Below are 20,974 nucleotides of genomic sequence, written 5' to 3'. Positions count from 1 at the left end.
CCGGCGGGTTATTGCTGGCCGTCGCGGAATTGCTGCGCCAGGGTCTGGATCGGCGCCGACGGTTGCGCGCCGGGTTCCAGCGTCGGCGGCAGCGGCGCGCGCATCGGCTGGCTGCGCGAGGCGGCCGACGACAGCACATTGCCGGTGGCTTCCGGCGCGGCATTCCATACGGGCGCGGCAATGCCTTCGAAGATGGATTTCAGTTGCTGGCCCCAGGTGCTGCGGATCATGCGGAAATACTGGTTGTTTTCATCGATGGTGGCGAACTGCGTGACCGCCAGCGCATTGTTTTCATACACCAGCAAATCCAGCGGCAAGCCCACCGAGACATTCGAGCGCAAGGTGGAATCCATGGAAATCAGCGCGCACTTGGCCGCTTCATCGAGCGGCGTGGAGGGCGTCACCACGCGGTCGATAATGGGTTTGCCGTATTTCGCTTCACCGATCTGGAAGTAAGCCGCTTCATTGTGCGACTCGATGAAATTGCCGGCCGAATACACCTGGAACAGCCGGCAGGGCTCGCCTCGGACCTGGCCGCCAAAGATCATGCCGACGTTGAAATCAATGCCGAATTCCGACAGCGCCTTGGCGTCGCGCGCGTGCACCAGCCGCACCACTTCACCCACGATCCGCGCCGCTTCATACATGCCGGGCGCGGTCCAGATGGTGTGGCCGCTGGCCCCGACGTGGCTGCCCAGCAGTTCACGGATCGACTGTGAAATCGACAGGTTCCCCGCCGTCATCAACACCATCATCCGTTCGCCCGGATGTTCATATACCTGCATCTTGCGCGCCGTGCTGACCTGGTCCACGCCGGCATTGGTGCGCGAATCGCTGAGGAAGACCAGGCCCGCGTCGAGCCGCATCGCTACGCAATAAGTCATTGTTTTCGTTCGTACGGGGAAAGCCCCGATTCTACCATCCGGGTTTTCCCCATCCGGTGATTGCAGCGCCGCCTATTGCAACGCCACCTGCACCATGGCTGCCATGGTTTCCTCGCCGCCCCCCCGGCGCACGCCGCGCACCGGGGCCGCGCCATCGTAATCGCGGCCGACCGCCAGCCGGCAATAGGCATCGGACATCAGCCGCGCATTGGTGATATCGAGCGACACCCAGCCCACGTGGCTGCCATCATCGACCCAGACATCGACCCACGCATGGCTGGCCGCATGCCCGGTATTGCCCGGGTCGATGTAACCGGACACATAGCGCGCCGGCCAGCCATTCGCATGGCAACAGGCCAGGTACACGTGCGCATGGTCCTGGCACACGCCCGCGCCCAGCGCCAACGCCGCCGCCGCCGTGGTGCCGACCCCGGTGCTGCCGGACTCGTAGCGCACGGCGGCCGCGATGCTTTCCGCCAGCCGCATGCAATCGGCGGTGGCGGGCAGGCCGCCGGCTGGCGCCGCATGGCTGGCCGCCAGCGCCGCGATGGCCGGCGTCACGGCGGTCAGCCGTGTCGGTACCGTATACACCAGCGGCGACAAGGTGTCGGTGCCGCTCAACCGTCCGCCGATGGGCGCAGTGGTTTCCACCATGCCGGCCGCCACGATGGCCAGCGCATGGTGTGGCGCATTGAGCGTCAGCATGTGCGACAGGTTGCCATAGGCATCCGTGTAGCCGTGTAATTGTCCGGCCGCGTTGAGCTGCCAGGACAGTACATGCTGGTGCGGTTCCACCCGCGGCGTCAGGTGCAGTTGCTGGATGCTGTAGGCCTGCTGCGCGGTGTAGGTATAAGTGGTTTCATGCCGTATCCATAGTTGCATCACATCTCCTTGTTGGCGGGCATCGCCGAAGTCATTCCTAGGCTGCCAGTGGTACCAGGAAGTCCCGGCTGATGCGGTTGCCCAGCTCATAAATATTGGCAAGGAATGTCGTCAGCGTGCCGTGCAGACCGGACTTCTGGATATCGTCGATCGACCCGAAGCGCAGTTGCGCGTGCAGGCGTCCCGCATAACGCTCCGTATCGCCGGACACGTCGTTGCGCACCTGCGCCAGGTTGTGCACCACTTCATCCATGCAGGCCAGCAGCGAGCGCGGCATGTCGGCGCGCAGCATCAGCAATTCCGCGATGCGTTCGGGCGTGATGACGTCGCGGTACACCTTGCGGTAAATCTCGAAGCCGGACACTGAGCGCAGCAGTGCGGCCCAATAATAATAGTCGCGTTGTGTCGCGTCGTCCGCGCGGTGGAATTTGACGTCCAGGATGCGCGCCGTGTTGTCGGCCCGTTCCAGGAACGTGCCGAGCCGGATGAAGTGCACCGCATCGTCGCGCAGCATGGTGCCGAGGGTGACGCCGCGCGACAGGTGCGAGCGGTATTTGACCCATTCAAACACCTGGCTTGGATCGTTTTCCAACAAGGGCACGCGCTTTTTCCAGTCCAGCCAGGTCTGGTTCAGGATTTCCCACACCTCGGTGGTCAGCGTGCCGCGCACGGCGCGCGCGTTTTCCCGCGCTTCTTTCAGGCACGCGGCGATCGACGACGGGTTGTCCGGGTCGCGCGCCATGAAATCAATCACGTCCACCGCATTGACCGTGTCATAACGGGCGTCATACGCTTGCTGCAATTCGGAAATCCCGAGCAGGGCGCGCCAGCTGCGCTCCGCGTCTTGCGCCGATTGCGGCAGCATGGCGGCCTGCACGTGCACGTCCAGCATGCGCGCCGTGTTTTCCGCCCGTTCGGTATAGCGGGCCATCCAGAATAAATGGTCGGCGGTGCGGCTCAGCATGGCGAACTCCCTTCCAAAATCCGATTGTCACGTGTGCGGCTTAGCATCAGGAATTCCCTTCCAAAATCCACGTATCTTTAGTGCCGCCGCCCTGCGACGAATTGACCACCAGCGATCCCTCTTGCAGCGCCACCCGCGTCAATCCTCCCGGTACCATGGAGACGGTTTTGCCGGACAGCACGAAGGGCCGCAAATCGATGTGGCGCGGCGCCACGCCGGATTCCACGAAGGTCGGGCAATTCGACAGGGCCAGGGTCGGTTGCGCAATGTAGCCATCCGGTTTGGCGATCAGCCGCTGGCGGAATTCCTCGATTTGTGCGCGCGTCGAGGCCGGGCCCACCAGCATGCCGTAGCCACCCGCGCCGTGCACTTCCTTGACCACCAGTTCCGGCAAGTGCGCCAGGGTGTAATCGAGGTCTTCCTTGCGGCGGCACTGCCAGGTCGGCACGTTGTTCAGGACCGGCCGTTCCGATAAATAAAACTCGATCATGTCCGGCACATAGGGATAGATCGATTTGTCGTCCGCCACGCCGGTGCCGATCGCATTGGCCAGCGTCACCCGTCCCGCCCGGTACACCGACAACAGGCCCGGTACGCCCAGCGACGAATCGGGACGGAACGCCAGCGGGTCCAGGAAGTCGTCGTCGAGCCGGCGGTAAATCACGTCCACGCGGCGCGGCCCGTGCGTGGTGCGCATATACACGGCGTTGTCGGACACGAACAAATCCTTGCCTTCCACCAGTTCCACGCCCATTTGCTGGGCCAGGAATGCGTGCTCGAAATACGCCGAGTTATACATGCCCGGTGTCATGACCACGATGGTGGGATTGTCGACGCCCTGCGGCGCGACCGAGCGCAGGTTATCGAGCAGCAAGTCCGGATAATGGTCGACTGGTGCAATGCGGTTGCGGGCAAACAGTTCCGGGAACAGCCGCATCATCATCTTGCGGTCTTCCAGCATATACGACACGCCGGACGGGACGCGCAGGTTATCTTCCAGCACGTAAAACTCGCCTTTGCCGGCGCGCACGATATCGACGCCGGCAATGTGCGCATAAATGTCGGACGGCACATTGATGCCTTGCATTTCAGGCCGGTATTGCGCATTCCGGTAAATCTGTTCGGCGGGAATGATGCCGGCCTTGACGATATTCTGGTCGTGGTAAATATCGTGGATGAACATGTTCAGGGCTTTGACCCGCTGTGCCAGGCCCGTCTGCAATTGCGCCCATTCAGTCGAGGGAATGATGCGCGGGATGATGTCAAACGGGATCAGGCGTTCGGTGCCCGCATCGTCGCCATACACGGCAAAGGTGATGCCGACGCGGCGGAACAGCAGATCGGCTTCGGCGCGCTTGCGCGCCAGCGTTTCCTGCGGCTGTTGCTCCAGCCAGCGGCAGAACTCCCGGTAGTGTTCGCGCACCGGCGTCGCGGCCGCGCTATCGTGCATTTCATTGTAGAAGTTGAGCATGTCTCGGTCCCGGTAGTCTCGGTATGAGTACGGAACGCAAGTGTTGTGCCAGCAATTATTAGAGATGTTGCAGCGCGGATTGTGCGAATGCGGGGAGCGTGCGCCGCGCTGGTGCGCGCCGCCCCACGGCTGTGCTTGTGTGCACCGGAAAATGTAAGGAATCGGCGGCGCCGGTAACCATTTGTAAAGGGGGAGGCAGCGTCAAGCGGGCGCGACTATATTGAACTCGTCGCTCCATTCTCCCCTCCCACATGACACTGGGTTCCAAGCCGCGCAGCATACTGCGCGGTCTTTTTTTTGGGGGGATTACTCCGAAGCCAACTGTGTCAGCGCATCGCCCGTCACGCGGCAAATGCGCCAGTCGGGCATCACGGTGGCGCCCATGCCCTGGTAGAAACTGATCGCGTTTTCATTCCAGTCCAACACCGACCATTCAAAGCGGCCGCACTGGCGGTCCACGGCCAGCTGCGCCAGCGCCACCAGCATTTGCTTGCCGTAACCCTTGCCACGGGCATTTTGCTTGACGTACAAGTCCTCCAGATACAGGCCCTTCTGGCACAGGAAGGTGGAAAAATTGTGGAAGAACAGGGCAAACGTCACGACTTCGCCATCTTCTTCGCCGACCAGCGCTTCGGCGGCGGGATGGGCGCCAAACAGGCTTTCATGCAGCTTGGCTTCGTCGGCGACGACGATGTGTTCGAGTTTTTCAAAAACCGCCAGCTCGAAGATCATGCCAAAAATGGCGTTCACATCATGCGGTTCGGCTGGACGTATGGTCAGGCTCATGGATCGATGTCGTGTCGGTTGAAGGTTTCTTGACAGCCGGCGCAGGCGATTTCAATACCCAGGCGACGCTGGACAAGCACAATACCATACCCAGCCACTCAACCGGTCCGGGCCGGTAACTTTCCAGCTGGATCGACATCAGCACGGAAATCACCGGTGTGACCACGCCAATATAGACCGCCTTTTGCGCCCCCCAGCGGTGGATCAGCGTGAAGTAGGCGGCAAAGGCAATCACGGAACCGAACAGCGACAAATACACCAGGCCGCCCCAGTAACTGGTGGACGCGGGCAGCGTGAAATGCACGCCGGTCGCGAGGGCGAAGGCGGTGACGAACAGGGTGCCCCACAACATGGCCCACGCCATGGTCAACAGCACATTGGACGAATGCTCGCGCACTTTCACCACCATCATGTTGCCGATCGTGCCGGCAATGGTGGCCGTCAGCGCCAATCCCAGTCCCAGCAGGAAATGGCCGGCGCCGCCCGCCACGATATCTTTCCAGGACGCATGGATCGAGTCATAGAACAGCATGGTGACGCCGATGATCGCCACGGCAGCGGCGCCCCAGGTGCGCCAGGTCAGCGCCGTGCCGAACATGACGCGGCTGCAAATCGGCGTCCAGATCACCATCAGGGCAAACAGCACCGCCACCATGGCGGAAATCAAGTGTTCTTCCGAGGTGTAGGTACACAGGTAACTGACGGCAAAGGTGGCGAAGCCCTGCGCCATCATCCAGCGCTGGACTTTCCAGGGCAAGGCCAGCTTGTCGCCGCGCACCAGGCACCATGCGAACAAGGTCGCGGCAGCCAGGCCGAAGCGGTAAATAATGGAGACGGCCGGCGCGACGTGGCCCAATTGCAGGGTGATGGCCCAGAAAGTGGAACCCCAGATCAGGCAGGCGGCGGAAAACAGGACGGGAGAAGAAAACATCCGACCAGTATAGACATATTCGCCCATCCTTGCTGACAGGCTACTTGAAGGCGATTTACAGACTATTTGGCAGCGGTTCCCGGCGACTTCGCGTTAAATTCGCGTTAATAAGCAACTTTCATCCGGCGATACAGAAAGCCCAGCACAAACAGCGGGCCAATCAGCAGGAAGCGTACATCTTCGAAAAACGATGGCTTTTTACCCTCGATCTTGTGGCCAATAAACTGGCCGATCCACGCCACCACAAAGATGGTGAGCGACATTGGCAGGATCACGGTCGGTTGCAGCGACGCCAGCACCGCCAGCATGGCGCCCGACATCAGCAGCATGCCGACGGCAAAGGGAATCGACAGGGTGACGTAATACGCGAGCGCCAGAAAACTCGCGCCGACCGCCGCCATGGGGTTGACATGCCAGATCAGGCCCAACAGGGAAAAGACGATCGCCGGCACGCAAACGAAGTGGATTAACTCGTTGCGGGGATGCCGGTGGCTTTCGCTGTACCGTTCCAGCAGCCTGTCGATCTGGCGTGGTTCGCTCATGACGGAGATCTCCCGAAGTACTTGTTATTTGGAACTTTCGTTTGATTCTACACTGGAACCGTGGGCTAAAATGCCGCCATGAGTTCGTCCATTCCCCTGACTGGCCTGGCGCCCGTTCTCGATCGCCATACCCGTATTTTGATCCTCGGCAGCTTCCCGGGGGACGCGTCGCTGAAGGCGCAGCAGTACTATGCACACCCGCGCAATGCGCTATGGCCGATCCTGGCGGCGCTCACCGGTGACGCTCTGGTGTCGTTGCCGTATGCGCAGCGTTTGCCGCGTCTGCTGGCACATGGCATCGGCTTGTGGGATGTGCTGGGTGCCTGCGAGCGCAAGGGCAGCCTGGATTCGGCCATCCGCAAACCCGCCGCCAATGATTTCGAGCGCTTGCACCGGCTGTGCCCGGAGTTGGCGGTGGTGGGATTTAACGGACAAACGTCGGGCAAATTCGCCCCGCAGTTTGCGGCGCAGGGGTATCGGACGGTCGTGCTGCCATCGACGTCGCCAGCGCATGCCGCAATGCCGTTCGATCAGAAGCTCACCGAGTGGCGCAAGCTGGGCCTATGACGGGATTTCAATAAGCGCCAAATACCCGATCCAGCGCTGTTTGGATGTCAAACTGATGTGCCAGGGCAGAACCTGCTTTGACTTTGAGCTCGCTGCACGGGATGGCGCCCATTTGCGGCGTGTCCAGAAAATGGGGGATACCATCGACTTCAATAACAGGGAACAGATCGCTTGGCGGAGTCAGCGATGAAAATCTGCTCAAGGTGCGTAGTGGAATCACTATTCTGGTTGCCAGAGCACTGATGACATTGCTTTGCACGTCAACAAGATAAGGAATGCTTTCGTTATTCTTGCCGGGATTGAAGTAGAGATCGAAGCGTGCCATCAAAAGGCCCGCCATTCTTGCAGTGCAACGCCTTCCGTTTCTACCTGGTTGTTGTAGGTTGCGATGAAATCGGCATGCTGTTCATTCCACTGCTGTTCCTTGCGCGACTGTATTTCTTCACGCAAGCGTTGTTCGCAAATTTGCGAAATGTTGAGGCCGAATTTTTTTGCATCCAGGTAGACGTCCGTGGCCAGGCTGATATTGGTGGCCTTTTTGGATGGTGCTTTGGCTGCATGCGAGGTCAAGCGTGCCGGGCTCATGTTCGCTCCAATGCGCATAAGGAATGTGGGTAACGAATGTGCATTATACGTCAGGTGTACGGCGATGCCGCGCTGGCGCGGCGGCGAAATGACGAAGCGTCGGACAAATAAAAAGGCGCTGTCTGCAACAATCGTGGAACTTCTCCAGGCGCCCCCGGTCCAAGGAATCGGATCCCGGGATTGGAGGCGCATCATGGAAATGCAAAGTTTTGGATTGCTGCTGGCGCAATTGCCGCAACTGACGGCGCGCCAGTGTGCGCTGCTGCAGGCGCAACTGGGGCAAGTCGATACCCGGCAACAGGTTGGGCGCTTGCTGGATGAGGCGGCGCAGCCGCAGTTGTGCTGTCCGCGCTGCCACGCCGACCACTGGTACCGCCATGGCCGCGAAAGCGGCCTGCAGCGTTACCGCTGCCGCGCCTGCGGCAAGACGTTCAACTCCCTGACCGGCACCCCGCTGGCGCGCCTGCACCATAAGGAGCGCTGGCTGGCCTACCTCGACAGCATGCTGGCCTCGCACACGGTGCGCCAGGCGGCGGCGCGCCTTGGCGTGCACCGCAACACCAGCTTCCGCTGGCGCCACCGCTTCCTGGCGCTGCCCCGGACCGACCGCGCGCCGCTGCTGCATGGCATTGCCGAGGCCGATGAAATGTTCTTGCTGGAATCGCAGAAGGGATCGCGCCACCTGTCCCGGCCGGCGCGCCGCCGGGGCGGCAAGGCGCACTGGTGTGGCATTTCACATGAGCAGGTGTGCATCCTGGTGGCGCGCGACCGCAATGGCCGCACGCTGGACTACGTCACCGGGCGTGGCCCGCTGACCACCACCAGCCTGCACCAGTGCCTGTTGCCCGCGCTGGACCCCGACATCCTGCTGGTCACGGACGCCAACGCCGCGTATCGCGCCTTTGCCCGCGAGGCCGGCATCAGCCATGCACCGGTCAACCTGCGCGCCGGGGTGCGCACCCGTGGCGCGCTGCATGTGCAAAACGTCAATGCTTATCACAGCCGTTTCCGCAACTGGCTGCACCGTTTTCACGGCGTGGCCACGCGCTATCTGCCGAACTACCTCGGCTGGCGTTGCGTGCTTGATGCGCGTCGTATCGATACGTCCGAAAGCATGCTTAAAGCAGCGATCGGACACTTTCCACGGTTCATGGTGACATAGCCAATAAAAATGGCTGGCCCGGTTACCCGGCGCCAGCCATCATTTCCCGTGCAATGCGCAGGATTATTTGTAGAACACGCCGACTTTGCCTTTCAGCTTGATCAGCATCGGATTGCCGCGGCGATCCAGTGCTTTGCCGGCCGGCACTTTGATCCAGCCTTCGCTGATGCAGTATTCCTCGACATCAGTGCGTTCTTTTTCATTGAATGTAATCCCTACTTCGTGTTCAAACACGGCAGGGACGTGGAATTTGCTGCGCGGATCGATCGACAGATGGTCCGGCAGTTCTGGGCGGGTAGTATCGTTCATAGTTCGGAATTATCTGACAGAAAGGCGCTGCGCACAACGGTTGCGCAGTGTGCACTATGCAAATTGCCCCCGTACTGCCTCGCTTGCCAGGGCCAGTGGCAGCAGCGCCAGTGCGGCGCACGCGGCCACAACCTGCCGGGAGCGCCACATTGCCAGGGCCAGTGCCGGCAAGCCATACAGCGTCATGCCCTGACCATTTAACTGAAGCCGATGCTGGGTGGTGTTGGTATAAATTGCAATATTGCCTTTAACGAGGCGGCGCAGCACCCATGCAGGCAACGTTGTGCAAGGGCTGCTCAATTGCAATTCCCCCTTCGTGTGCGCCATGGCAAAACAGGCACCCAACATATGCCGCACGGTCGGCGACGGCGATTTCACCCCGGGTAATACGGCGGCATCGAGCGCCAGGCGTTCCGGCCGCGCCGGTAAATCCTGTGCCTGCGTGATATGCCACACCAGTCCCCAGCGGCGCAACAGCATCAGCGTCCACCAGCCCGGATCCCATTCGCCTGGATACAGGCCCAGCCGCGCCGAACCGGGATAGGCATGGTGATTGTTGTGCCAGGACTCTCCCAGGGTGATCAGGGACGCCAGCCGGACATTGTGTCCCTGCACGGCGGCGCCGGCAATGGCATTGTGCATCGGACCGTGGTTATGGGCGAAATAGCCGATCAGCCAATGCCCCGTCACGCCAGCGGTGATGCGGGCGCAGACACCCCAGATCACAAAAGGCCAGCCGCCCAGGGCATACAGCAACAGGGCCGGCGGCAATTGCTGCAGCATCCACGTGCGCTCAAGGAAATGGTAAAAGGGGTTATGCGCGATGGCGTCCGGCAGTGTGAGTTGAGGTGGCTGGTCCAGTGTCAGTTCGCAATGCAATTGCCACCAGCCGTCGGCCAGTAATGGGCGGCCGTGGCGCAAGTATGGGTGGCAATCCGGCTGGCGCTGGGCGTAGTCGCGCAAGTCATGCTGCAGGCGCAGCCCCAGCGGGCCGGCCAACCCCACCTGGACGCCCGTATAGACCAGCGCATATTCCAGCCATGCAGGGCATTGGTAACTGTCGTGTATCAGCTTGCGGTGGCTGCCCAGCGTATGGCCGAACAGCAGGACAAAAGCAGTTGAACCGATAAACAGCAGCAGGTTAAACCATGAAAACGTCAGGCAACCGCCCACCAGTGTGACAGTCGCCATGGTGGTGATCCACAACGACTTCGCCGGCGACCAGCGCATGGTTCCGCTTACGACATTGCCATCTTTCACGTGCGTCATCTGGTCGCTGCGCATGATTGCCTCCTAGGTGGTTTCGCGTTTCTTTGCCAATGCTTTCGATGTCTTTTTCAGCGGGCCGGCAGTTGGGCACAGTTCGAACAGGAAGCCTGACAAGGTGTTGACCAGGCTGTCCGCGTTCAGCCGGTAGTAGACGAATTGCCCGCGTCTTTCGTTGGTGACCAACCCGGCGTTTTCCAGCACCGATAAGTGCCGGGAAATGGCCGGGGCGCTGATGCCCAGATGCTCCGCCAGTTCCGATGTGGTCAGTTCCGCATGGGACAACAGCGCCATGATTTTGCGGCGCGGCAGCGAAGCCAGGGCCTCGAAAGTTTTATCTAACTCTTTGCTCATTATTGAATTAACTAATTTGTTAATCGTATGCTGAGCCATAGATGCATGAAAGTCAACCTGTACCACCCACCATCCGTCGCAATTTCGCACAGCCCGTAAAACCCGAGGATTCCTTCCTTGACTGCGATTCCTGCAGCGCGAGATACTGGTTTTTCATTACATTTATAGTAATTTCTATGAGCCAACTCTCACTCCTCGATCTCGGGTTCCTGATCACGGAATCGGAAGCCAGTCCCAAGCACGTTGCCGGTTTGCTGATCTTTAAGCGCCCGGCCGGTGCGCGTGCGACGTTTGCCAAGAAACTGTATGAAGAATACCTGGCGGCCACACACCTTGAGCCGCCGTTCAACCGCATCCTCGCGTATTCGCTGACGGCGTTGCCGCATTGGGCGGAATGCGCCGACGTCGATATGGAACAGCATGTGTATTTCCACAAGATGCCCAAGGACGCCAACTCCCGCGAGGATTTGTATAAATTCGTCGCGGAACTGCATACGCCCGTGCTGGACCGTTCGCGCCCGATGTGGGAAATGCACGTGATTGACGGCCTCGAAGGGGGGCGCTTTGCGCTGTACCAGAAGATGCACCATGCCTATGCGGACGGCATGACGATGACGCGCTGGTTCGCGCAAAGCATGTCGGAATCGCCGGAAGACGATGAGCTGAAACCGATCTGGTCGGTCCGGCACAGCAGCAGCGAAGGACGTTTGCGCCGCAAGCTGGGGCAGGACATGGTGGAAACCGCGCTGTCCAAAGCCATCGGCGGCGCGCGGGGCGTCAGCCAGCGGCTGTTCGGCATCGGCAGGCTGTCCGCCATGCTGCTGCTGGAATCGATGAAATTGACCAAGAATGCTATTTCATTGCCATTCGTGGCCAGCCGCCATACGCCGCTGACGGGCCAGGTGACGTCGGGCCGCGAATTCTCCGCCATCACCATCCCGATGGAACGCGTGTCCCGCATCCAGGCCGCCACCCGTTCCACCTTGAACCACGTGGCGCTGACTTGCCTGGACGGGGCAATGCGCCGCTACCTGGAAGAGCAGGGTGTGGAGCTGGAACAGCCGATCGTGATCCAGATGCCGGTCAACTTGCGCAAGGAAGGCGAGAAAGCAGCCGGCAACAAGATCGGTATCGTGCAGGTCGAACTGTCGCCGCCGACCGACGACCCGTATGTCCGCCTGCGCAATATCGGCTTTTCGCTGCGTAACGTGCGCGTGATGGTCGATTCCGTGGCGCCCGCCGCGATTGAAACCTACACCATCGTGACGGCGCTGATCGGCCAGCTGGCGGAAATGCTGAAGCTGTCGGAGCGGGTGCCGCCGATGGGCAATACGCTGGTGTCGAATGTGCCGGGGCCGAAGCAGCGCATGTACCTGAAGGGCGCGCTGCTGGAAGAAATGCATCCGATTTCCACGCTGCCGCCAAGTAACCTGCTGAATATCACCTTGTTCAGTTATGGCGGCTTGCTGCACTTCGGCCTGATCGCCACCGACCAGTTGCCGAACCTGCAGTCGCTCAGCGGGTATATCGGGCAAGCGTTCGATGACCTGGAAAAGGCGGTCGGGGTGTAAGGGATGAAAAGCAGGGCCCAGTTCACTGTGCCCTGCTTTTTTCAGACCTTGAAGAATTCCATCGTGTCCTGCAAGGTCGCGGCCTGACCGCTCAATTCCTCGGCGGTGGCGGCCAGTTCTTCCGACGATGCGGCATTGGTCTGGGTGCTTTCGCTCAGGTGCGCCATCGCCGAGTTGATCTGGCCGATGCCCAGGCTTTGTTCTTCGGAAGCGGCCGAGATTTCCTGCACCAGTTCCGACGTCTTGCGGATGGCTGGCACGATTTGATTCAGCAGCGTGCCCGCTTGTTCCGCCATGCCGACGCTGCTGGCGGCGACTTCCCCGATTTCCTGCGCGGCGACCTGGCTGCGCTCGGCCAGCTTGCGCACCTCGGCCGCCACCACGGCAAAGCCTTTGCCGTGTTCGCCGGCGCGGGCCGCTTCAATGGCGGCGTTCAGCGCCAGCAAATTGGTCTGGTAGGCAATGTCATCAATGATGATGATTTTTTTGGCGATTTGCCGCATTGCTTCCACCGTCTGTTTGACGGCGCTGCCGCCCGCTTCCGCCGAGGTGGCCGCCGTGGTGGCGATGTCCGCCGTGACCTTGGCATTGCTGGTGTTTTGCTGCACCGATGCATTCATTTGCTCGATCGACGCCGAGGTCTGCTCCACGCCGGCAGCCTGCTGGCTGGCGCTTTGCGACAGCGATTGCGCGGTGTCGGCGGTTTGCTGGGCGGCGGCCATCATGCTGTCGGCGGTTTCGCGCACTTGGCCCACGGTGTCGGCCAGTTTGTCCACCATCAGCTTCAGCGAATACGCCATGCTCGTTCCGTCGCCTTTGGCCAGCTGGATCTCTTGTGTCAGGTCGCCCTTTGCCACGCGCAGCAGCGCCTCCGTCACATACGATGGTTCGCCGCCCAGCTGCCTGATCAGGTGGCGCGTGATGTACCAGCCCAGGGTCGCCGTCACCAGGCCGATGGCCGCCATCAGCGCCGCCATGGCGTTGCGGGTGCCGCGCTGGCTGGCAATGCGGGCATTGATCAGGGTGGACAACTCGGCAATGCCGGCATACGCGGCTTCGAACTGCACATCGATCGCGCGGGTCGTGAACGCGATGTAGTCCGGTGACGGATATTCAATGACGGCGGCGGTCGCCACCTTGGTGCGCGCCAGGTCGGAGGCTTCCTGCGCCATTTGCATGGCCTTGCCCACTTTCGCCCCCAGCACGGGTTCGATGGCGGCATTGCCCAGGTAGCTTTTCTGGAATGAGCGCGCCGCCGTGTCGATCGCGATGCGCTCCTTGGCCAGCAAACCATACATGGCGGCGCGGCCATCGGCATCGATTTGTTTGGCGGCCAGGAAGCCGGCACCCTTGGCGCGCAACTGGCCGGTCGATTCCGTCAGCTGCGGCAAGTCGAACAGCACGCCGCGCATCAGGTAATAGCTGTCCGCGTCCGGGTCCAGCGCCAGTCCGTAGCGGTCCGCCACGCCTTCCAGCAGCAACAGCATGACTTCGCACAGGTCGGTATGTCCCTTGTAGCTTTCCGCCGTGGTCAGGTTGCGCGCCGCCACGCGGCTTTGCAAGGCTTGCCAGTCATTGCGCACCTGGGCCAGCAGCTTGGTGGTGGCGGCATTGTCGCCCTTGAGCAGGGCGTCCACTTCCACCAGTGTCTTGTTGACTTCCTCGGCCTTGTTGCTGCGCTGTTCGGCCAGTTGCCCTGTCGTGACAAAGGCGGCGGACAAGCCGCGGTGCTGCTGGATGCGTTGCAGCAACCGCAGCGTGGCTTCGCCTGGTTTGATGCCGCTTTCTTCCGTGACGGAGAATCGTATGTCCTTATTGCTGCCCTCGAGGTATAGCACCAGTGGTGGCAGCACCAGCAACAGACCCAGGATGCCGAGCAGCGCAAAACGCTGCCAGAGTTTCATACGGTTCATGATTGTGGACACATTGTCTCCTATGACGTTTACAGTGGCGTCTTGCAGCTGATTGTAAGGATTGCCTATCCGTTTGTAATCTGTACCAAGGTGAAAATGTTGCTCGTGTAAGAAGTGTGACAACCTTCGTTGTGCCGTGTCCACAGCGCACCCAATATTGCAAGGCTGGCCGCTGTTTTCTTGATAGATCCGGCATTAATCCGTACATTGAATTCAAGCATATTGCCTGCAACGCCCGTCCTTGTTCTGGACAACAGCTTGGATGCAATGGGCCGGCACGCACTGCCGGTAGGGAGACCCGATGCGTACGCTGTTCCAACCCGCGGTTGGCCTGATGCGCCGCCTGCGCTATGCGCGCAAATTCATGCTGCTAGGACTGCTCAGCCTGGCGGCGATCCTGTATTTGCAATTGAACTTGCTGCAACGCCTGCAAGGCGACATCGATACGACTTACCGCGAAATACAGGGCTTGCGCGTGATCGCCCAGTTCAACCGGTTGATCCAGCTGGCGCAGCAGCATCGCGGATTGTCGTCCGGCTTATTGAGCGGGAACGCGGACTTGGCGGGCACCGTGGCTACCAGGGGAAGCGAGGTCGAGCGCGCCTTTGACGAGCTGGGCGCGCTGTTGCCGGCGCAGTTGCGCACCCAGGCGCGCTGGCACGAAGTCACGCGGGACTGGCGTGAAATCCGCGAACATGGACTGGCGTGGGCAGCGCGCGCCAATACCGACCGCCACACGGTCATGATCAACAAACTGCTGCTGCTCAGCACCGATGCCAGTGACGCCACGGCGCTGTCCTTGCTGGGCGACTTGGGCGGCCATTACCTGTTCGACACGCTGATCAAATTGCCGCAATACGCGGAGCAATTGGGGCAGGCGCGTGCGTATGGCATGGCGATGCTGGCCAAACCGTCCATCGACGACGTGGAACGGCTGGAAATGGCGGGATTCCTGGGCCATGTGCAGACCACCCGCGCCCTGCAGCAAGCCAACCTGGAAAAAGTCATGCTGTATGCGCCGGCGCTGCGGTCCATGCTGGGCCAGGCCGACCGGCGCTTCGATGCCAGCCTGCAAGACGCGCTGTTCATGATCCGGCGCGACATCCTGGGCGCGAAACTGGAGACGTCACCGCAGCAATACTTCCAGCGCATGACGGCCCTGATCGACCTGTGCTATGCCAGCGGCGAGGAGGTGCTGGCGCCGGCACTGCGCGACCTGATCGGGGCCCGGCGCCAGGCTGCGCAGCAACGGCTGGCGCAGGTGACGGCGGTGGGGATCGGGGGGCTGCTGTTGTTTGCCTACCTGGCGGTGGGCGCTTACCTGGCGCTGACGGAGCAAATCCGAAACGTGCTGTCGACCCTGCGCGCCATGGTGGCGGACAGCAAGGACCGGGCCGAACTGGTGGGCGCCATTGCCGGCGGCGACCTGGGACGCGAAGTGCAGCCGGCGCTGGCGCCGGAATCCCCGCCCAGCCAGTCCCGCCACGATGAGATCGGCGGCCTGGCGGTGGCGCTCTACCGGATGGCTGAAACGCAGCAGCGCCTCGGGGCTGGCTTTATCCGCATGACAAAAACGCTGCTCCTGCACCAGCAGGAAGAAAATGTGCAGGATAGCCACAAGAGCGGCCTGGCGGAAATCAGCATCTGTTTGCGGGGCGACCGGGCGCTGGCGGCCATGGCGCCGCCGGCACTCGAATTGATCGCCGGCCATGTGGGCGCCGTCGGGGGAGCGCTGTACCGCTTCGTGCCGGAGCGGCAAGCCCTGGCGCTGCTGGCTTCGCATGCGCTGGCCGCGCCGCCGCAGCAGATCGCGCTGGGGCAAGGCGTGTCCGGTACGGCGGCGCAGGTGCGCCATCCCATCATGCTCGATCCGGTCCCGGCCGGTTATGTGCGGCTGGCGGCGGCCAGCGGCGCACAAGCGCCGGCGGCCGTGCTGGCGATGCCGCTGCTGCACGATGGTCGCCTGCAGGGGTTGCTGGAATTGTCGTCATGCCAGTCATTTGACGAGCGACAACAGCAATGGCTGGCCCAAGTGGCGGAAGCGCTGGCGATCGCGGTGGACGTTGACGCTGCCCGCCAGCGTGTCAATGCATTGCTTGAGCAGACCCAGCAGCAGGCCGAGGAATTGCGCGTGCAGCAGGAGCAGTTGCAACAATCGAATGAAGAGCTGGAAGAGCGGGCGGCGCTGTTGCAGCAGCAGCGCGAAGTGATCCGGCAAAAGAGCCAGGAAAGTGACGCGGCGGCACGCGACTTGCTGGCCAAGGCGTGGCAGCTGGAGCAGGTCAGCGCGTACAAGTCGGAATTCCTGGCCAATATGTCACATGAACTGCGCACGCCGCTGAACAGCATGCTGATCCTGTTCAGCCTGCTGCAACAAAACAAGGAACGCCGGCTGACCGACAAGCAAGTCATGTATGCCGCCACCATCAACGGCGCCGGCAAGGATTTATTGAACTTGATCAACGATATCCTCGACCTGTCGAAGATTGAAGCCGGCCGGCTGGAAATGCAGTTCAGCGACGTACGCACCGATGACCTGGTGGACGCCTTGCGCGCCCTGTTCCAGCCGGTGGCCGACCACAAAGGGCTGGCGCTGGTGTTCGACGTTGCCCCCGGCTTGCCGGCCTTCCTGTACAGCGATGAACAGCGCGTGCTGCAAATCCTGAAGAACCTGCTGGCCAATGCCATCAAATTCACCCCGGCCGGCGATGTGCGGTTGCTGGTGACCCTGGAGCCCACCGGGATTGCCTTCACGGTGCGCGACAGCGGGATTGGCATTGCGGCGGATCTGCATGAACGGATCTTCCATGCGTTCCAGCAGGGGGACGGCGCCACCAGCCGTCAATATGGTGGATCCGGCCTGGGCTTGTCGATCTCGCGGCAACTGGCGCGCAAGCTGGGCGGCGATGTGACGGTCAGCAGCGCTCCCGGCTGCGGCAGTGCGTTTGTGTTGCACTTGCCGTTGCGTATTAGCGCCGACCTGATCGCCGCGGCGCAACTGCCGGTGACGCCCGGCGCCGGGCCTGCCGCCGCGCCGCCACCGGCCTTGCCGGACGCACGGCCAGCCGCCACGGAGCGCGCCGCGACGGCGCTGCCCGGTGAACCGCCGGACCAGGCCGCCGTGCTGGAACAGCGCACTGTGCTGCTGGTTGATGACGATATCCGCAATGTGTTTTCCCTGTCGGCCGCGCTGATCGGCAAGGGCATGCGTGTGGTGGAAGCGGGGGATGGCCTGGAAGCGCTGGCGCAATTGCAGGCGCATCCGGAAATCGATATCGTGCTGATGGACATCATGATGCCCAACATGGATGGCTACACGGCGATGCGCCGCATCCGTGCGCACGAGCGGTGGCGCACATTGCCCGTGATCGCGCTGTCGGCCAAGGCCATGCCGGGCGACCAGCAATTGTGCCTGGATGCGGGCGCCAGCGATTACATCGCCAAGCCGGTCGATCTCGACAAACTGTTTTCGCTGATGGGCGTGTGGCTGTGTCAGGAGGCGCGCTGATCGCCTGTCAACACGAACACGCTGACCACATCGAGCAGGGCGGCGCACTGTTGCTGCAACGCGGCGGCCGCGGCGGCGGCTTGTTCGACCAGCGCGGCGTTTTGCTGGGTGACGTCATCCATTTGCACGATGGCCTGGCTGATTTGCGCGATGCCGTCCGACTGTTCCGTGCTCGCTTGCGAGATTTCACCGACAATGGCGGTGACGCGGCCAATGCTGCCCACCACTTCCTGCATGGCGCCGCCCGTGCTGCCCGCCAGGCGGTTGCCGGTTTCCACGCTGGTGACGGCTTCGCCGATCAGCGCCTTGATTTCCCTGGCCGCGCCGGCCGAGCGCTGCGCCAGCGTCCGCACTTCCGACGCCACGACCGCGAAGCCGCGGCCCTGTTCGCCTGCCCGCGCCGCCTCCACGGCGGCGTTCAGCGCCAGGATATTGGTCTGGAACGCAATGCCGTCGATGACGCCGATGATGTCGACGATTTTGTTGGCGGCCTGGCTGATGGCGCCCATGGTGTCGACCATATCGCCAACCACGCCGCCGCCGCGCGTCGCCAGGGACGACGCGGTATCGGCCAACTGGTTTGCTTGCCGCGCGTGGCTGGCGCTTTGCTGCACGGTGGCCGTCAACTGCTCCATCGACGACGCGGTTTGTTCCAGTGCGCTGGCTTGCTGTTCCGTGCGTGCGGACAGGTCGCTGTTGCCGTTGGCGATCTGTTGCGATGCCGTGGCAATGGTGGAAGTGCCGTCACGCACCTGCTGCACGATGCGCACCAAGCCCCGGTTCATGTCATCCAGCGCGCGCAGCAACTGGGCGGATTCGTCGCGGCCGTGCGCGGCGATTTGCACGGTCAGGTCGCCCTGGCTGATGCGATGCGCCACCGAGACGGCCTGTTGCAGCGGCCGGATCACGGCCTGGACGATCAGGTAGCTGAGCCATGTGGCCAGTGCAAACAGGCCAATCACAGCCAGGATGGTTAATCGCTCCGTGGCCAGCACCTGGTCTTTGCGCGCCAGCAGCAGGCGCTCAAGCGCTGCCATGGCCTGGTCACTGGCGGCTTGCTGGGTGTCGATGGCCCGTGTGAACCGGGCGAAGTAATCCGCGGCGGCGAACGACGGCTGCTCCGCCTGCAGCAAGTGCTGCTGCGCCAGCGCCAGCGCTTGGCTGCCCGCTTCCCGCGCCACTTGTACCTTGTCCAGCAATTCCGCCTGGATGGCGGGATTGGCCTTGCCGGCCTTGTCGATGGAATTGTTGAACAGCGTGGAAAAATACGTGGCGCTGTCCACCATGGTGCCGATGGCAATCCGGTCCGCCGTGCTCATGGTCCGTGCCGCCAGCAAGCCGGCGCCACGGCCGCGCAGGCGCGCAAGCGATTCCGTCAGCTGGGGCGACTGCATCAGCGAGGCATAGATCAGGTTATAGCTGTCGGCTTCCGGGTCCAGGTTGAGTTTGTAATGGTCGACCAGCGCTTCCTCGATTTTCATCAACTGGCCGATCAGCGCGGTATGGCGCTGGAAACTGTCGGCCGGCTTGATGGCGCCCTGGTCGACCTGGGCGGCCAGTTCGGTCCAGGTGGTGCGGGCCTGAGCCCAGCGCTGGGCGGCATCGGGCAAAGCGGACGATTTCAGTGCGTCGTCCAGGGCTGCCGCCCTCTTGTCCACGTCGCGCCGCTTGTCGGCGCGCTGCCCGGCGGCGCCGGCATTGCCGCCCAGGACCATGGCGGACAGGCCACGGTGGCGCTGCATGTCGGCCACCACGGACAGCACCGCGCGGATCGGCGGCAGGCCGCCCACTTCCAGCGTCACGGTATCGGTAACGCGCATCGATGCCTGGATGAAGAGTGCCAGCGGCACCATGGCGATCAAGGCGCTGATGGCGCCCAGCACGGCGAATTTTTGCCACAGTAGCAAACGTCCGAGGATAGCGGTCATCGGCGGCTCCGGTGAAAGCGGGGAAACGGGCAGGCTGCGGACGGGAGCGTGCGCTCCCGCCATTGATTATAGCCAATTGCCGCCGGCGTGGCCGACAGCTGCCGCAAGGGGGGCTTGCTATGCGGGCGCCGGGGCGGGCGGACTTAATTGGTGGAATAAACGTTGCGTTTACGCTCCAGTCCCTTCAGCTTGTCCAGCTTGGCCGCATACAGGTCGTGGTCGCGCGAAGTCGTGCTGTTTTCCAGCGCCAGTTCCATGTGCTTGTCGGCGGTTTTCATATCGCCCAGCCGGTAGGACGCCACCGCCAGCCAGAAGTGGAATTCATGGTAGTAGGGCGCACGGTCCACTTCGCGGGCAAACAGGCTGCGGGCACGGCGGTAATCGCCTTCCTTCATGGCTTTTTGGCCGAGGTTGAAATAATAGAATGGCGGATGCGGTTCCAGCCGCGCCAGCTGCTCGCGCAAGGCGGTGGCTTCGCCTTTCTTGCCCTGTGTGTCGAGCACCTGGGCCAGGTTGAACATGGCGATCGTGCTGTTGGGCTGCAAGGTGTAGGCATAACGCAGCGCGGCTTCGGCTTCCGGCATGTTGTCGTGGTGCTGGTAAATCACGCCCAGCGTGTTATAGGAATTGATGAAGCCCGGATCGGCTTCAATCGCCTTGCGCACGAACCAGTAGGCGGAATCAAGGTCACGCTGCACCATGGATTCGGCGGCGCGGTTATTCATGTACATGGCCACCACCGTGTGCTCGTCGAGCGGCACCGTGACCAGGTTGGCGATTTCTTCCGGCGGCTGGAAGTCGATCACCATGAATTTGTTGCGGTCAAAGCCGCGGCTGTCGTCGCTCATGCGGTTCTTGCCCAGCACGATATTCACATGGCCGCTGGAAAAATACAGGCTGCCGGTGCGGCTCCAGGTTTCTTCCACCGTCACCGCCTGGAATTGCGTCGACATGCCCATTTCGCGCGCCAGCGCGGCGGTCATGAGGACCAGCGACAGGCAGTTGCCACGGCGGGCGTCAAAGGTTTGGGCGGCGTTGCGCGTGACGGCGGCGTCATATTCGAGCTGCAGCTTGTCTTTCTTGTACAGCGCATCGAACAGCATGGCTTGCGGTTCTTTTTTTTCGTGGCCGCGCACGATGTCGGCCGCGTATTGCTTCATTTCCGGCGTGATGGCAAAGATTTGCGCCGCCGACGTGTCTTGCGCCGGTTTGCCAAACAGCTGGTCTTTGAACAGGTGGGACGATGGCGCCATCGGCGCCGTGCCGGTGGCGCACCCCGTCAACAGTAGGAAGGACAGGGCGGACAGTAGCAGCAACAGATATCGTTTCATGGAGCACCTCTCTGATGAAA

The 20,974-nt window shown here is 61.9% G+C and carries 19 protein-coding genes; 4 read left to right on the top strand and 15 right to left on the bottom strand.

The window, feature by feature from the left end; translation table 11 throughout:
* Nucleotides 1-8 precede the first annotated feature (8 nt).
* The 7 genes from AC1RRC_RS14360 to AC1RRC_RS14330 all read right to left on the bottom strand — a co-directional run bounded on the left by AC1RRC_RS14360 (nucleotide 9) and on the right by AC1RRC_RS14330 (nucleotide 6,460).
* Nucleotides 9-884, bottom strand: a complete 876-nt coding sequence (locus AC1RRC_RS14360; protein ID WP_493056165.1) for a proteasome-type protease — start codon at nucleotides 882-884, stop codon at nucleotides 9-11.
* Nucleotides 885-956: 72 nt separating this feature from the next.
* The gene (locus AC1RRC_RS14355) at nucleotides 957-1,766 is read right to left on the bottom strand and encodes a transglutaminase family protein (RefSeq protein WP_493056164.1); all 810 of its coding nucleotides are present in this window, start codon (nucleotides 1,764-1,766) and stop codon (nucleotides 957-959) included.
* A 37-nt stretch (nucleotides 1,767-1,803) separates the two neighbouring features.
* Nucleotides 1,804-2,730, bottom strand: coding sequence for an alpha-E domain-containing protein (locus AC1RRC_RS14350; RefSeq protein ID WP_493056163.1), 927 nt, complete (start codon nucleotides 2,728-2,730; stop codon nucleotides 1,804-1,806).
* Nucleotides 2,731-2,776: 46 nt separating this feature from the next.
* Nucleotides 2,777-4,201, bottom strand: a complete 1,425-nt coding sequence (locus AC1RRC_RS14345; protein ID WP_493056162.1) for a circularly permuted type 2 ATP-grasp protein — start codon at nucleotides 4,199-4,201, stop codon at nucleotides 2,777-2,779.
* Between the two features lie 306 nt (nucleotides 4,202-4,507).
* Nucleotides 4,508-4,987 (bottom strand): GNAT family N-acetyltransferase, encoded by a 480-nt coding sequence (locus AC1RRC_RS14340; protein ID WP_493056161.1) that lies wholly within the window; start codon nucleotides 4,985-4,987, stop codon nucleotides 4,508-4,510.
* On the bottom strand, nucleotides 4,953-5,918 hold the full coding sequence (locus AC1RRC_RS14335) for a DMT family transporter (RefSeq protein ID WP_493056160.1): 966 nt from the start codon (nucleotides 5,916-5,918) through the stop codon (nucleotides 4,953-4,955). The genes AC1RRC_RS14340 and AC1RRC_RS14335 overlap by 35 nt, the downstream gene beginning before the upstream one ends.
* A gap of 104 nt (nucleotides 5,919-6,022) precedes the next feature.
* Entirely contained in the window at nucleotides 6,023-6,460 is a 438-nt protein-coding gene (locus tag AC1RRC_RS14330) for an Mpo1 family 2-hydroxy fatty acid dioxygenase (RefSeq protein WP_493056159.1), read from the bottom strand.
* Between the two features lie 78 nt (nucleotides 6,461-6,538).
* Between AC1RRC_RS14330 and AC1RRC_RS14325 the strand changes: the two genes are divergently transcribed.
* Nucleotides 6,539-7,027: a DNA-deoxyinosine glycosylase gene (locus AC1RRC_RS14325; protein ID WP_493056158.1), complete on the top strand. Its 489-nt coding sequence runs from the start codon at nucleotides 6,539-6,541 to the stop codon at nucleotides 7,025-7,027.
* Between the two features lie 7 nt (nucleotides 7,028-7,034).
* Here AC1RRC_RS14325 and AC1RRC_RS14320 read toward each other — a convergent pair whose 3' ends face one another.
* Nucleotides 7,035-7,352: a CcdB family protein gene (locus AC1RRC_RS14320; protein WP_493056157.1), complete on the bottom strand. Its 318-nt coding sequence runs from the start codon at nucleotides 7,350-7,352 to the stop codon at nucleotides 7,035-7,037.
* Entirely contained in the window at nucleotides 7,352-7,807 is a 456-nt protein-coding gene (locus AC1RRC_RS14315) for a type II toxin-antitoxin system CcdA family antitoxin (protein ID WP_493056156.1), read from the bottom strand. Before AC1RRC_RS14315 ends, AC1RRC_RS14320 begins: the two co-directional genes overlap by 1 nt.
* On the opposite strand from AC1RRC_RS14315, the gene AC1RRC_RS14310 reads away from it, so the two are divergent.
* Entirely contained in the window at nucleotides 7,806-8,774 is a 969-nt protein-coding gene (locus AC1RRC_RS14310) for an IS1595 family transposase (RefSeq protein WP_493056155.1), read from the top strand. The two genes, AC1RRC_RS14315 and AC1RRC_RS14310, sit on opposite strands and share 2 nt — an antisense overlap.
* Nucleotides 8,775-8,837: 63 nt before the next feature.
* Here AC1RRC_RS14310 and AC1RRC_RS14305 read toward each other — a convergent pair whose 3' ends face one another.
* From AC1RRC_RS14305 to AC1RRC_RS14295, 3 genes are read right to left on the bottom strand one after another with little or no spacing between them, the layout of a single operon-like run.
* A complete protein-coding gene (locus AC1RRC_RS14305) occupies nucleotides 8,838-9,083 on the bottom strand; it encodes a DUF3297 family protein (RefSeq protein ID WP_493056154.1) in 246 nt (81 codons plus the stop codon).
* Between the two features lie 54 nt (nucleotides 9,084-9,137).
* Complete coding sequence (locus AC1RRC_RS14300) at nucleotides 9,138-10,367, bottom strand: hypothetical protein (protein WP_493056153.1); 1,230 nt, start codon at nucleotides 10,365-10,367, stop codon at nucleotides 9,138-9,140.
* Nucleotides 10,368-10,376: 9 nt separating this feature from the next.
* On the bottom strand, nucleotides 10,377-10,703 hold the full coding sequence (locus AC1RRC_RS14295; protein ID WP_493056152.1) for an ArsR/SmtB family transcription factor: 327 nt from the start codon (nucleotides 10,701-10,703) through the stop codon (nucleotides 10,377-10,379).
* A gap of 176 nt (nucleotides 10,704-10,879) precedes the next feature.
* Between AC1RRC_RS14295 and AC1RRC_RS14290 the strand changes: the two genes are divergently transcribed.
* Entirely contained in the window at nucleotides 10,880-12,274 is a 1,395-nt protein-coding gene (locus AC1RRC_RS14290; protein ID WP_493056151.1) for a wax ester/triacylglycerol synthase family O-acyltransferase, read from the top strand.
* A gap of 41 nt (nucleotides 12,275-12,315) precedes the next feature.
* Here the strand turns inward: AC1RRC_RS14290 and AC1RRC_RS14285 are convergent, their stop codons facing one another.
* Nucleotides 12,316-14,199 (bottom strand): methyl-accepting chemotaxis protein, encoded by a 1,884-nt coding sequence (locus AC1RRC_RS14285; protein ID WP_493056150.1) that lies wholly within the window; start codon nucleotides 14,197-14,199, stop codon nucleotides 12,316-12,318.
* A gap of 289 nt (nucleotides 14,200-14,488) precedes the next feature.
* Here AC1RRC_RS14285 and AC1RRC_RS14280 point away from each other — a divergent pair, with 289 nt between their 5' ends.
* Nucleotides 14,489-17,695, top strand: a complete 3,207-nt coding sequence (locus AC1RRC_RS14280) for an ATP-binding protein (RefSeq protein WP_493056149.1) — start codon at nucleotides 14,489-14,491, stop codon at nucleotides 17,693-17,695.
* On the opposite strand, the gene AC1RRC_RS14275 is transcribed toward AC1RRC_RS14280, so the two are convergent.
* Both AC1RRC_RS14275 and AC1RRC_RS14270 read right to left on the bottom strand, forming a co-directional pair.
* On the bottom strand, nucleotides 17,680-19,623 hold the full coding sequence (locus AC1RRC_RS14275) for a methyl-accepting chemotaxis protein (RefSeq protein WP_493056148.1): 1,944 nt from the start codon (nucleotides 19,621-19,623) through the stop codon (nucleotides 17,680-17,682). The two genes, AC1RRC_RS14280 and AC1RRC_RS14275, sit on opposite strands and share 16 nt — an antisense overlap.
* 143 nt (nucleotides 19,624-19,766) lie before the next feature.
* The gene (locus tag AC1RRC_RS14270; protein WP_493056147.1) at nucleotides 19,767-20,954 is read right to left on the bottom strand and encodes a tetratricopeptide repeat protein; all 1,188 of its coding nucleotides are present in this window, start codon (nucleotides 20,952-20,954) and stop codon (nucleotides 19,767-19,769) included.
* Between the last annotated feature and the right edge of the window lie 20 nt (nucleotides 20,955-20,974).

This window comes from Pseudoduganella sp. GW821-FHT12E03 (genome assembly GCF_058807115.1).
The sequence above is the reverse complement of the archived record's forward strand: the minus strand, read 5'-3'. Positions and strand labels throughout refer to the sequence as shown.

Bases quoted from the DNA above. Each gene is read 5' to 3' on its own strand.
- AC1RRC_RS14360 (WP_493056165.1), bottom strand. From the start codon at position 884: ATGACTTATTGCGTAGCGATGCGGCTCGACGCGGGCCTGGTCTTCCTC.
- AC1RRC_RS14355 (WP_493056164.1), bottom strand. From the start codon at position 1,766: ATGCAACTATGGATACGGCATGAAACCACTTATACCTACACCGCGCAG.
- AC1RRC_RS14350 (WP_493056163.1), bottom strand. From the start codon at position 2,730: ATGCTGAGCCGCACCGCCGACCATTTATTCTGGATGGCCCGCTATACC.
- AC1RRC_RS14345 (WP_493056162.1), bottom strand. From the start codon at position 4,201: ATGCTCAACTTCTACAATGAAATGCACGATAGCGCGGCCGCGACGCCG.
- AC1RRC_RS14340 (WP_493056161.1), bottom strand. From the start codon at position 4,987: ATGAGCCTGACCATACGTCCAGCCGAACCGCATGATGTGAACGCCATT.
- AC1RRC_RS14335 (WP_493056160.1), bottom strand. From the start codon at position 5,918: ATGTTTTCTTCTCCCGTCCTGTTTTCCGCCGCCTGCCTGATCTGGGGT.
- AC1RRC_RS14330 (WP_493056159.1), bottom strand. From the start codon at position 6,460: ATGAGCGAACCACGCCAGATCGACAGGCTGCTGGAACGGTACAGCGAA.
- AC1RRC_RS14325 (WP_493056158.1), top strand. From the start codon at position 6,539: ATGAGTTCGTCCATTCCCCTGACTGGCCTGGCGCCCGTTCTCGATCGC.
- AC1RRC_RS14320 (WP_493056157.1), bottom strand. From the start codon at position 7,352: ATGGCACGCTTCGATCTCTACTTCAATCCCGGCAAGAATAACGAAAGC.
- AC1RRC_RS14310 (WP_493056155.1), top strand. From the start codon at position 7,806: ATGGAAATGCAAAGTTTTGGATTGCTGCTGGCGCAATTGCCGCAACTG.
- AC1RRC_RS14315 (WP_493056156.1), bottom strand. From the start codon at position 7,807: ATGATGCGCCTCCAATCCCGGGATCCGATTCCTTGGACCGGGGGCGCC.
- AC1RRC_RS14305 (WP_493056154.1), bottom strand. From the start codon at position 9,083: ATGAACGATACTACCCGCCCAGAACTGCCGGACCATCTGTCGATCGAT.
- AC1RRC_RS14300 (WP_493056153.1), bottom strand. From the start codon at position 10,367: ATGCGCAGCGACCAGATGACGCACGTGAAAGATGGCAATGTCGTAAGC.
- AC1RRC_RS14295 (WP_493056152.1), bottom strand. From the start codon at position 10,703: ATGAGCAAAGAGTTAGATAAAACTTTCGAGGCCCTGGCTTCGCTGCCG.
- AC1RRC_RS14290 (WP_493056151.1), top strand. From the start codon at position 10,880: ATGAGCCAACTCTCACTCCTCGATCTCGGGTTCCTGATCACGGAATCG.
- AC1RRC_RS14280 (WP_493056149.1), top strand. From the start codon at position 14,489: ATGCGTACGCTGTTCCAACCCGCGGTTGGCCTGATGCGCCGCCTGCGC.
- AC1RRC_RS14275 (WP_493056148.1), bottom strand. From the start codon at position 19,623: ATGACCGCTATCCTCGGACGTTTGCTACTGTGGCAAAAATTCGCCGTG.
- AC1RRC_RS14270 (WP_493056147.1), bottom strand. From the start codon at position 20,954: ATGAAACGATATCTGTTGCTGCTACTGTCCGCCCTGTCCTTCCTACTG.